Source organism: Streptococcus vicugnae (assembly GCF_016461705.1).
Taxonomy (GTDB): domain Bacteria; phylum Bacillota; class Bacilli; order Lactobacillales; family Streptococcaceae; genus Streptococcus; species Streptococcus vicugnae.
Window position 1 is genome coordinate 91629 of sequence record NZ_JAEMHW010000002.1, and the last position, 12136, is coordinate 103764.

At 35.2% G+C, this 12136-nt stretch carries 13 protein-coding genes; 12 read left to right on the top strand and 1 reads right to left on the bottom strand.

Annotation, left to right across the window (positions count from 1 at the left end):
• The first annotated feature begins 223 nt into the window (after positions 1-223).
• Positions 224-2116: a beta-glucoside-specific PTS transporter subunit IIABC gene (locus JG537_RS03945; protein WP_199543803.1), complete on the top strand. Its 1893-nt coding sequence runs from the start codon at positions 224-226 to the stop codon at positions 2114-2116.
• Positions 2117-2188: 72 nt separating this feature from the next.
• Here the strand turns inward: JG537_RS03945 and JG537_RS03950 are convergent, their stop codons facing one another.
• Complete coding sequence (locus JG537_RS03950) at positions 2189-3115, bottom strand: helix-turn-helix domain-containing protein (protein ID WP_199543805.1); 927 nt, start codon at positions 3113-3115, stop codon at positions 2189-2191.
• A 442-nt stretch (positions 3116-3557) separates the two neighbouring features.
• Between JG537_RS03950 and JG537_RS03955 the strand changes: the two genes are divergently transcribed.
• The 11 genes from JG537_RS03955 to JG537_RS04005 all read left to right on the top strand — a co-directional run bounded on the left by JG537_RS03955 (position 3558) and on the right by JG537_RS04005 (position 12111).
• Positions 3558-3845: a phasin family protein gene (locus JG537_RS03955; protein ID WP_132869927.1), complete on the top strand. Its 288-nt coding sequence runs from the start codon at positions 3558-3560 to the stop codon at positions 3843-3845.
• Positions 3846-3860: 15 nt separating this feature from the next.
• Entirely contained in the window at positions 3861-5429 is a 1569-nt protein-coding gene (locus tag JG537_RS03960) for an ABC1 kinase family protein (RefSeq protein ID WP_199543807.1), read from the top strand.
• 110 nt (positions 5430-5539) lie between these two features.
• Complete coding sequence (locus JG537_RS03965) at positions 5540-6973, top strand: 6-phospho-beta-glucosidase (RefSeq protein WP_199543809.1); 1434 nt, start codon at positions 5540-5542, stop codon at positions 6971-6973.
• Between the two features lie 97 nt (positions 6974-7070).
• Positions 7071-7310, top strand: coding sequence for a SemiSWEET transporter (locus JG537_RS03970; protein WP_158913965.1), 240 nt, complete (start codon positions 7071-7073; stop codon positions 7308-7310).
• A 192-nt stretch (positions 7311-7502) separates the two neighbouring features.
• Positions 7503-7805, top strand: a complete 303-nt coding sequence (locus tag JG537_RS03975; RefSeq protein ID WP_074481706.1) for a hypothetical protein — start codon at positions 7503-7505, stop codon at positions 7803-7805.
• Positions 7806-7985: 180 nt separating this feature from the next.
• Positions 7986-8312, top strand: a complete 327-nt coding sequence (locus JG537_RS03980; protein WP_199543810.1) for a hypothetical protein — start codon at positions 7986-7988, stop codon at positions 8310-8312.
• 17 nt (positions 8313-8329) lie between these two features.
• Positions 8330-8668: a hypothetical protein gene (locus JG537_RS03985; protein WP_240187133.1), complete on the top strand. Its 339-nt coding sequence runs from the start codon at positions 8330-8332 to the stop codon at positions 8666-8668.
• A 233-nt stretch (positions 8669-8901) separates the two neighbouring features.
• Positions 8902-9219, top strand: coding sequence for a PTS cellobiose transporter subunit IIB (locus JG537_RS03990; protein ID WP_074481708.1), 318 nt, complete (start codon positions 8902-8904; stop codon positions 9217-9219).
• Positions 9220-9269: 50 nt separating this feature from the next.
• Positions 9270-11243, top strand: coding sequence for a PRD domain-containing protein (locus JG537_RS03995; RefSeq protein ID WP_199543814.1), 1974 nt, complete (start codon positions 9270-9272; stop codon positions 11241-11243).
• A gap of 18 nt (positions 11244-11261) precedes the next feature.
• Positions 11262-11576 (top strand): PTS cellobiose transporter subunit IIA, encoded by a 315-nt coding sequence (locus tag JG537_RS04000; protein WP_020916861.1) that lies wholly within the window; start codon positions 11262-11264, stop codon positions 11574-11576.
• Between the two features lie 22 nt (positions 11577-11598).
• Positions 11599-12111 (top strand): hypothetical protein, encoded by a 513-nt coding sequence (locus tag JG537_RS04005; RefSeq protein ID WP_132869187.1) that lies wholly within the window; start codon positions 11599-11601, stop codon positions 12109-12111.
• Positions 12112-12136 lie beyond the last annotated feature (25 nt).

Below are 12136 nucleotides of genomic sequence, written 5' to 3' on the forward strand. Positions count from 1 at the left end.
CGGTTTGTTTTTATTAAAAAAACTCCGATAAAGCGCTTGCATTTTGTGAAAGAGCATGCTATACTATGAATTGTTAAAAGGATTGTTACTGATAAGCAGGCAAAACCTAAATAGATACAAGATAGTTTTGGCGTTACCGCATATGTGGGCGCAGAAAATTGTTTCGTATTTATTTAGGTTTTTTTCTGTTTCTAAGAAAGAACATTAAGAAAGGAGCCAGCTTATGGCTAAAGATTATACTGAATTGGCACAAGATATTGTTGCTCACGTTGGAGGTAAAGACAATATCATTAAATTAGTTCACTGTGTGACTCGCTTGCGTTTTACTCTAAAAGATGAGAGTAAAGCTGATGATGACTATCTTAAACAACGTGATGGTATTGTCACAGTTGTTAAAGCAGGTGGTCAATACCAAGTGGTTATTGGTAATCATGTACCAGATGTCTATGATACTGTTTTGAAAGTTGCTGGTATTCAAGGTGAAGGTGGAATTGATGTGAATGAAGGAGATGTTCCTCAAGGGAATCTTCTTGATCGTTTTATTGCATTGGTATCAGGTCTTTTCCAACCAATGCTTGGCGCATTGTCTGCAGCAGGTATGTTGAAAGGGGTAGTCGCTATCCTTGCAGCGTTTGGGGTTTCTGATACCAGCGGACTGTATGTTATTTTAAATGCAGCCGGTGATGGTTTCTTCCAATTCTTACCAGTTATCTTAGCATTGACAGCCGCTAAGCGTTTCAAAATGGAACAATTTACAGCTTTGGCTCTAAGTTTTGCTCTTGTTTATCCTGATATTGCAACAAGCTTTGCAAATGGAAATGTTGATTTCTTGGGTATCCCAGTCATTTTCCCAGCATCAACGTATCTATCAACTGTGTTGCCAATCATCTTGACAGTTTATGTTGGTTCTAAAATTGAACATCTCCTTAAGAAAATTGTTCCTGATGTTGTTAAAGTTTTCGTTGTTCCATTCTTTGTACTTTTGATTACTGTTCCGTTAGCATTCTTAATCATTGGACCAGTAATGAACTGGGCTTCTGATTTAATCGGTGTTATCTTCACAGGTATTTACAATATCAGCCCGATTTTATATGGATTGATTCTTGGTGCTTTGTGGCAAGTATTGGTTATGTTTGGTCTTCATTGGGGACTTGTACCACTTGCAATTTTGGAATTACAACAAAACCCTTCAGGTGTAATCCTTGTTGCTTCAATCGCTATCTGTTTCTCACAAGCAGGTGCATTGCTTAATATTATGATTCGTACAAAAGAATCTAAAGTTCGTGAATTAGCTATTCCAGCGTTTATTTCAGCACTCTTTGGTGTTACTGAACCTGCTATTTATGGTATTACACTACCAATGCGTACACCATTTATTATGACCTGTGTTGCAGGTGCCATTCAAGGTGCTTTCCTTGGTTTGTTTAATGTCAAAATGTACGTAATGGGTGGTATGGGACTGTTCTCAATTCCGTCATTTATCTCAAGTGAAAATGGTTCAAACCTTGTTTACTACTTGATTGCCATTGCCATGAGTTTTGTTCTTGGTTTTGTATTGACACAATTTGTTAAAATCCCTTACCTTTACGGAGGTCCAAAAGATGCCTCTGCTATAACTGAAGAAAAAGTAGTAGAACCTGTTAATGATTTAAAAGAATTAAAACAAGAAATCATTGCAAGTCCAATGATTGGTAAAGTGGTTAAACTTGAAAATGTTCCTGATGAAGTATTCGCAACAGGCGCAATGGGGAAAGGAATTGCTATTGATCCAGCCGATGGTATTGTAGTAGCTCCTGCATCAGGTGAGATTACACTTGTTTTCCCTACAGGACATGCTATTGGTATGCGTACTGAAAATGGAGCAGAAATCTTGATTCACGTTGGTATGGACACAGTTTCACTAGCTGGTAAAGGATTTAAAACCTTTGTTCAAGTAGGAGACAAAGTTGAAGCAGGTCAAAAATTGCTTGAATTTGATTTGACAGCTATTCGTGATGCTAATCTCCCAGTTATTTCACCTGTGATTGTTACAAATTCATCCGAATTTGAAGATGTTTTAACAATACAAGATAGTCGTGTTAATGCAGGGGATTACCTCCTAACAACATTAGCTTAAAAATAAAAAGGGCGCGAAAGCGTCCTTTTTAAGTGATTACAGATAAGAAAAAAGCTGAGAAACATCAGCTTTTTAGTGTGTATTTCTGGCAGGGTTAATTAATACACGACTTTCTTTTTGTTTGCTAAATTGTTTACGATACTGGCTTGGTGTTAATTCGTAGTAGCGTTTAAATTGACGATTGAAGTTTGATAAATTGTTAAATCCGACAGCAGTAGCAATTTCAAGAACAGGATTTGAAGTATTAATTAACATATCACAAGCTTTGTTTAAACGTACTTGAATGATAAATTCAGTGCACGAACTTCCAGTATGTTGTTTAAAGACTGCCATAAAATGTGTCTTACTATATCCCATGAATTGAGAAAGATAGTCGATGGATAGATTTTTTTGGTAGTTATTATTAATAAAATCAATTAATTCACGTATCTGTTCATTTTTGCGATAGGTATCATCGGTATTTTTTCGCAATACGTATCGGTAGTAAAAGAGCAGGTATAGAAATTCATTGAGTTTTGATTTGAGCATCAGTTCAAAATGACGTCCTTCATTTTTTGAAAGCTCAAAAATTGTAAAAAGGCACTCTTTAATTTCTTCGTATCCTTCCATTCCTGGTTGAATACGTGGTACGAATTTATAAAGACTGGTCTGCAAGGGTTGCAAATAGCGTAAGCTTACTTGGTCGACAATTGAATAGCCAATCATATCTAAGTGAAATCGGAAAGTATCAGTGACATGTCTTTGGTTTTCTAAAGGATGAATAGAATGCATGCCATTTGGTCGTATGAGGATAATATCACCTGCTTGACTATTAAAGTAATCGTAATCAATGTGAAAACGCGCAGACCCTTCATAAATGTAATTAATTTCAATTTCTGGATGCCAGTGGAAAAGCACGTCAGGACGGCCATTCTCAACCACTGTGCTGTAATAATCATAGGGAAGAAGGTGCTTACTTTCATCTATTTTAATTTCATGAGCTGGATTTGATTGTTTCATATAATAACCCTTCTAATCATATCATAGTATTATAGTACCTTTTTATTGTAGCACAATTGTTTTCAAAATGGAAGCGTATTCCAGAAAAGGTTTTCATAAAATGTTTCAAAAAATTATCAGATAAAAGTATTATAAATGAGAAGGATAGTGTAAGAATGTCTCTAAGAAGGCGATTATAATAAGGGTGTAAAATCATATAGCAAGACCTTTTTTGATCGTGCAACAATATGATTTTTAGTCACAAAGACTTATTTGTTTACATTTTTAAAAGCTTCGCAAGGCAATTTAATCTCCTTTGTTAACTGCGGAGCTTTTTTGGTTGAAAAAGTTTAAGGTGTCAGAATCTTTCATGAAAAGACTGTTTCTTTTAGAAATTTTATCGCAAAAGTAGTAGAATGAAAGGGTAAACATATGTTATTTAGTCATTCAAGGAGGAATAATCATGGAAGAATTGAAAAAAGTTCTCTTAGCTGGGATTGGTTTGACGTCTATGACTTTGGAAAAAGCAGATGCTTTTATTAAAGAATTAGTTGAAAAAGGACGCCTCACTGTTGACGAAGGAAAAGAATTGCAATCTGAACTAAAACGAAAAAGTGAAGATGAAGCACAAGAGTTTTTGGATGAATTAAACGAAAAAACAAAAGCTGTTCAATATGCTACCAAAGAAGATGTTTCTCGTCTTGAAGACAAAATTGATGCACTTTTGAAGAAGTCAAATATCTTACATTAGAAATATTGGTGGGTTATGTCAGGTAGACGTTTAAGAGAAATCATTGGTGCCTTCAGTTCAGTAGGCTTAACTTCTTTAATCGAAAAAGGAAAAGCAGCCGAAGATAAATCAACGCCGCGTAAGCTTCGTTTAGCTTTTGAAAAGTTAGGGCCAAGTTTTGTCAAAATTGGACAAATCTTATCTACTAGGAGTGATTTATTTCCAGAAGCTTATGTTAGAGAATTAAGTAAGTTACAAAGTAACGTGCTTCCCTTACCTCAAGAAATTGTTATGCAGGCTATCTCTGACGAACTTTCCGGGCCAGTTTCAGCTTATTTTGCTGAAATCACGCCAGAACCTTTGGCAAGTGGGTCAGTAGCTCAGACACATCGAGCGCGTTTATTAAATGGACGCGATGTCATTATTAAAATTCAGCGTCCACATTTGCCTGAAATCATTGAAGAAGATTTAACGCTTTTGATTCGTCTGTCAAGACGTGTTCCAAAAGCTTTGCTTCCAATGGTCAATTTGCCAGAGGTTTTGCAACAAATCAAGGAAAGTTTGACACGTGAAATTGATTTTCGTAATGAAGCACAAGCCATGATTGCTTTTGCCGGGTTAAACCAATCAAGCAAGTGTATTGCCAGTCCAGAGGTCTATGATGAGTTTACGACACCTCGCATGTTGGTTGAAGATTACGTGTCTGGTATCCCAATTAATCATTACGAAGAATTAATTAAAGCGGGTTATGATTTAGAAGACATTGGTAAAAAACTCATGCTAAGCTTTATCAAGCAAGTCTTTAAAGATGGTTTTTTCCACGGTGATCCTCACCCAGGAAATCTTTTTATCTCCGATGGAAAAATTTATTTTATTGACTTTGGAATCATGGGGAGACTTGATAATGGCATGCGCGTGGCTCTAAATGACATCCTCTATAGCTTTACCGCTCAAGACGTTGAAGGTATGATGCAAGGAATTTTGTCTGTCACAAGTTTTGACACATCGATGAACAAATCAGCTCTAGCTCAAGACGTCGAACGTATGCTTGCTAAGTATTCAAGCCTTGATGTAGGTGTCCTATCGATTACTGATCTTATCGAGGATTTATTAAATGTCTTTGTTAAAAATGGCTTGAAAGCTTCACCGCAGATTACTATTTTGGAAAAAGCTGCGCTGCAAATTGAAGGGATTTTCCGTGAATTAGCTCCGGAAGTTGATTTAATGACACTTGCTAAGAATTATTTCCTAGAAAATATGGGACCTGACATGCTCAAACAAGCTTTGAATAAAGAAACGCTTTTGATTGAGCTTTTTTATCAGTTAAAAAATGGTAAAAATATCCCACGTCGACTTAATCAACTTTTGGAACAAGTTCTAAATGGGCGAATTTTGGTTAATCATGATTTGTACGATTATACCAACCGTATTAAGGTTTTTAATCGTTTTGTTAATCGTTTTGTGTTGAGCTTGCTCTTTTTTGCAGTATTGATAAGTGCGGCAATTTTGAGTTTTAACCAGAACTTAGAAATCCTATCAAATGGCCTTTTTGTCGTGGCTTTACTGCTCTTTTTATGGGACCTTGTTCTTATCTTGAAAAAATAAAAAAACTAACAAGATAGAAGGAATTTCCTAATGACTTAGGAAATTTTTTCTATTTTTATTTTTGTAACCGCTTGCTATAATGACAGTGTATTAAACAAGGAGGATTCGTAATGGCTAAGTTACCAGATAATTTTTTGTGGGGTGGTGCAGTTGCTGCTCACCAACTTGAAGGTGGATGGAAAGAAGGAGGAAAAGGACTCAGTGTTGCTGATGTGATGACAGCTGGTCGTCATGGTGTTCCTCGTGAAATCACTGATGGTGTCGTGGAAGGAAAATATTATCCAAACCATGAAGCTATCGATTTTTATCATCACTATAAAGAAGATATTGCATTGTTTGCTGAAATGGGCTTCAAATGTTTCCGTACATCAATTGCATGGACACGTATTTTCCCAAATGGGGATGAATTGGAACCAAATGAAGCAGGATTGCAATTCTATGACGATTTGTTTGACGAATGTTTGAAACATGGTATTGAACCAGTTGTCACATTGTCTCACTTTGAATTGCCATACCACTTGGTTAAAGAATATGGTGGCTTCACAAACCGTAAATTGGTAGATTTCTTTGTTCGTTTCGCTGAAACATGTTTCCGTCGTTACAAAGACAAAGTAAAATATTGGATGACATTTAACGAAATCAATAACCAAGCAAACTATCAAGAAGATTTTGCACCATTCACAAACTCTGGTATTGTCTACAAAGAAGGCGATGATCGCGAAGCTATTATGTATCAAGCAGCTCACTACGAATTGGTAGCATCAGCTCGCGCAGTTAAAATTGGCCGTGAAATCAAGCCTGATTTCCAAATTGGTTGTATGATTGCGATGTGTCCAATCTATCCAGCAACATGTAATCCAAAAGACATTTTGATGGCTCAAAAAGCTATGGAAAAACGTTATTACTTCACTGATGTACACGTTCATGGCTTCTATCCAAACCATATTCTTAAATATTGGGAACGTAAAGGCATCGATGTTGACGTGACTGAACAAGATTTGGAAGACTTGAAGACAGGTACTGTTGACTACATCGGATTCTCATACTACATGTCATTTGCTATCGATTCACACCGTGAAAACAACCCACACTTTGATTACCTTGAAACAGAAGATTTGATTAAAAACAAATACGTTAAAGCTTCTGAATGGGGTTGGCAAATTGACCCAGAAGGCCTTCGTTACAGCTTGAACTGGTTTACAGATATGTATCATTTGCCACTTTTCATCGTGGAAAATGGTTTTGGTGCCATCGACCAAGTTGAAGAAGATGGTATGGTTCATGATGATTACCGTATTGATTACCTTGGTGCGCACATCAAAGAAATGATTAAAGCTGTCGACGAAGATGGTGTTGATTTGATGGGTTACACTCCATGGGGTTGTATCGACCTTGTTTCAGCAAGTACAGGTGAAATGCGTAAACGTTACGGATTTATCTATGTTGATAAAGATGACGAAGGAAATGGAACATACAAACGTTCACCTAAATTGTCATTTGACTGGTATAAGAAAGTGATTGCTTCTAACGGTGAAGAAGTCTAAAACTGTTAATTAATTTATTTAACAAACCTTTGTGGGGGTGTAATCTCTTACCCCATGAAGGTTTTTACATGGTTATAAGAAAAGAGAGTAGGTCTTTATGATTGGATATATTGCGGCTTGTTTGACAACTTTTGGCTTTTTGCCACAAATGATTAAGGTATTAAAAACTAAAGATGTTGAATCCATTTCACTTGGCATGTATACTATGTCTGTAACTGGTATGGCTTTATGGTTAGCGCATGGGATTTCTGTTTCAGATCCTGCCTTGATCGTTGCTAATTCAATTTCAGTTGCCTTAGCAGGAATTATCCTTATTTGTAAAATAATTTATAAATAATTTTTAAAAGTCTTTTAAATGTTGATAAATCAATGTTTTAGAGGCTTTTTTCTTAAATGGAAGTGAGTTATTCTTCCTATTTAATTTCTGAAAAAGGACTTTACAGAAAATAATTGACAGGGGTTTCAAAAAGGATTATAGTTATCGTATAAATTTTAAAGATCCCTTAATGAAGGGGCTAAGGAGGCTATTATGGTGACGATTTTAGCAATAATTTTTGGAATATTGTTAATTATCGCGATTGTGCGTGTCATCCAGTTGAAAACTGGGGTTACCAAACGCTTTGGTTATCACTACACGATTACCATGCATCATGGCCTGAAGTTACCAGATTTAACAAGAAATGACAATCTCAAAGGAAAGATTAAGATTATTTCGGCAACGGAAGACACCTGCATGGTACAATCAAAGATTAACGATACTGAGCTGAAAACAACCTTAATGAAAGATTATGGACTGGATTCAACTCAAGTGCAGGTTGAGAATACTCAGTAAGCATGAATGAGTAATTTTTAGGAATAGGACATTAGGAACTAACAAACGTGTGCAATAATTATTATGTTAATGATTTAGACATTTTGTTTTAAGAAATGATGTTTTCTTTTGAATGAATGTCTTATAATGTCGGTGAAGTGTTAAAAATACTTCAGACAATTAGGTTAAAGGAGATTAATGATGTTAAAAGTGCTATTAATTGTTTTAGTTGTTGCTTTTGTTGTGGCTGGTATCTACAATGTTAGAAATCAACTATGGGTGTCAAAGGCATTTGGTTACGATTACGTAGTTGTCATGAAAAATGGTGCAAAACTTCCTGATTTGGCAAGCAATGCTGGCCTAAAAGGAAAAATCAGAGTTGTTGGTTCATCAGATGATACTTGCAGTGTTCAATCACACCTCAACGATGTGGAATTGAAAAAGATTTTGATGGCAGATTATCACTTGTCAGACGAACAAGTTTATATCCGCCCAGCACAACTCTCAGGTGCAGTTGGTATGATGTAGTTTAGGAGATGACGAATATGAGCATTAAATGGGTTATTATTATCGTATTTTTAGTTCTCATTGCTCTTGTTTACTTTTTGACTAGCAAATATCGAAAAGTTTATGATAGTCAAGGTCAACGAATGAGTGGTCCATATATCATCACCTTTTCAAATCCTAATGAGCTTCCTGATATTTTAGCTAATCAAAAGATTGCTGATACGATTCAAGTGCTTCACAAAGATTCAAAAAGTTATCGTGTTTATTCTATAATGAACGATGAAAAATTGAAAAAACTAATTACTGATGAGTTAGGCTTACAAGAAAATCAAGTTTCTGTGAATTATACAAAATTATTTATTCCAGCATTCTTTTAAGATAGTCAGACTAGTTTTCCCTAGTCTGGCTCTTTTTTTTCTAAAAAACTGAAGATTTACAGCAAATTTCCGTAGTGATTGCAGTTTGGTTACGGAAAAAAATGTACCTAAATGGAATTTTTCCGTATTAGTCGTATATTTTTCCGTATTGCAAAGGAAAAAGAATGCGTTTACATAATGATGGCGTTTTCATATAATATCAGTGTAAACAAAAAACAAAGGAGATTCACATTATGGCTAAGAAAGCTTTAATTATCTGTGCAGGCGGTATGTCATCATCAATGATTGCTAAAAAAACAATGACATTCCTTCAAGACAAAGGCGAAGACATCGAAATGGATGCTGTTGGTGTTCCAGAAGGACAAAAACGTATCGAAGCTGATAAATACGATTTGTATCTTGTTAGCCCACAAACAAAAATGAACTTCAAACAATTAGCAGATGCAGCTGCTAAAACAAACAAACCAATCGTTCAAATTCCACCACAAGCTTACATTCCAATTCCAATGGGAATCGAAAAAATGGCAGCCTTGGTTCAAGAAAACATCTAATGCCTGATGTGATATAATAGTTCTAATGGTACTTGGAGGTGTCCTGTTCTGTGTTAAATAAAAAAGAAAAACAAATTATTCAATATCTTACAAAAGATAAAGAACAATTTGTGACTAGTAAAGAACTAGCAGCGCATTTAGGATGTTCGGATAGAACAATTAGAACTTACTATAAAACACTTGTTGAAAAATTAGATTTTTATTCAGGAATTGATTTGATTTCAAAGCAAGGATATGGTTATAAGCTAGACATCGTTGATGATGACGCTTATGCCGATTTCTTGGAAGAAAATCATATCAATGATAACCATTTTAATTATCAAAACATTACAGATATTAACGATCGCTACAATTTTCTGTTAAACAAACTTTTGTTTGAGCAAAATGAAATTTATTTTGATGATTTAGCAGATGAGTTATTTGTTAGTCGATCAACATTATCTAGTGACTTTAAAAAGATTAGAGAAAAGTTTAAACCATATCATTTAAAAATTGAGAGCAAAGCCAATAAGGGTGTTTATGTGATGGGGCAAGAACGTGATAAACGTCGATTCATCATGGACTACTTTATCGATTCTGGTTTCATCAACACCATGCATTCATATGTTGATAATGAATTGCTTAATCAAAAGATTTCTTTTGAAGAATTAACAATTATTGTCCTTGATGAATGTCGGGAAGGTGGTCTTAAATTATCAGATTTTGTGATTCAAAATTTGGTCATCCATATTGCCTTAGCGATTAGACGTATTACTGAAGGTTTTCAAATCAGTAAGGTGTCAGAAGATGAATTGGTGCTGAGAGGTTTGGCAGAGCGTCAAATTGCAGAAAATATTCTAAAGCGTGTTTCAAACTCAACGGGGATTCACTTCCCGATTGAAGAAATTGATTACATTACGTTACACTTGGTTTCAAAAGGTCACGGGAATGCTTGTCATATTTCTGAAGTATTGCAAGAACAAATGCGACAAGAATTAATTGACAGTATCGACCAAGTTAATCCAACTGTGAAGAATGATTTTCAATTGATTGAAGGACTCCTAGCTCACTTGTCTACGATGTTTATTCGTTTGCAAGGTCGAGTTGAGATGGAAAATCCATTAACATCAGAGATTCGAGCAAAATACAATGACATGTATGAGTTAGCAGAGCACGTGGTTAAGAATATGCCAACCTTCAGCGCTTACACTTTAACACCAAATGAAATCGCCTACATTGCTCTTCACTTTATGGCAGCAAAGGAAAGATATAAGGAGCAACGTAAATACAATGTTCTTGTTATCTGTGCTACTGGTTATGGTAGTGCTCAAATGTTGAAGAGCCGAATTGAAAATGAGCTCGGGAACTTAGTTTCAATTACGGATGTGATTGGTTATTACGAAATCAATGATGAAAAGTTAAAAGGTATTGATTTTATTGTATCTTCGATTGACTTATCAAACTTGATTTTCAATATTCCAGTTTTCACGGTTTCAGTCTTTTTAAATGATGATGAGCTGAAGGATATCAAACAAGGAATTTCTCACTTGAACACCTCTTTAGCAAAAATAGAAGATCGTCAATCAGAACTCAGTGTAAGCGATGTGTTTGACGATTACTTCTCAGAAGATTATTTTTTCCTTCTGTCAGATGCGTCAAAAGAAGAAGTACTTCAAATTTTGGCTAATAGCATTTCAGTTAATGAAAACGAGCAGTTTGAAAAACGCTTGTTGGATATGATGAAACAGCGTGAAGCAATGAGTTCAATTGTTTTCGGGAAAAACATCGCTGTTCCTCATCCGCTGAAAGCCGTAGGAAGTAAACATCACTTTGCCGTAGCAATTGTTAAAAACGGAGTGAAATGGGATAAACAATATCCTTCAATTAAAATCGTCTTTTTAATGTCAATGTCAATTCATGATAATGATGGCTTACCAGAGTTGACATCTGCCATTGTAGATTTGGTTGATAATCCAAAACTTCAAGAACGTATGTTAACTTGTCAATCATTTGATGAATTTAAAAAAATATTTTTAACTATTTAAAAAGGAAGTAGGAGTTATATGAATTCAGAAGAATTGCAAGTTGCAGCATTTGAGATTATCTTAAATTCCGGTAACGCACGTTCAATCGTTCACGAGGCATTTGATGCCATGCGCGAAGGTAACTATGCGTTAGCAGAAGAAAAATTGAAAGAATCAAATGACGAATTACTAAAAGCCCACCAATCACAAACACACTTGTTACAAGAATATGCAGGTGGTAAAGAAGTTAATGTTGAAATCATCATGGTTCACGCTCAAGACCACTTGATGACAACAATGACTCTTCGTGAAGTTGGACTTGAAATGTTAGAGTTATACAAAAAAATCGGTTAGTTAGGCAAGAAAGGAGATAGCTATGGCTGCTTTAACAGAAAAGGAGAAAAGAGAATTAGACGCAACTAGACGTGAAAACGGGATAAAAAACATGTACTACACACGTTACTTCCTTATTCGTTACATCGTCGCCTTCTTCTTTTTCATCAATCTGTACTGGATTTTGATGTTCTTATCAGCCAGTCACATCAGTCTAGTTATTATTCCTGTTCTTATGGCTGTCTTTGGTGCCATTTGTATGTGGGAACAATCACGAATGTATTCAAGGGAACAAAAACCAGCGATTAAAACGCAATTTTATTTCCAAACGATCATTGCTTTAAATATCATTTTAATTATTGCCACTTTATTTAAGCAATATCACTATTTTTATCCATTCTTATCTGAGAATGGTACGACTCAACTTATCCTAATCGTGATGCTTTTACTTGGGATTATAATTTCATCATGGATGTTAGTTAAAATTGGTCGTATCAACCGTAACTCAGATAAACAATATTATCGCATTCAAAAATATTTGGCATCAATCAATTAGTTAACAACAAACATTCAACAGTTTT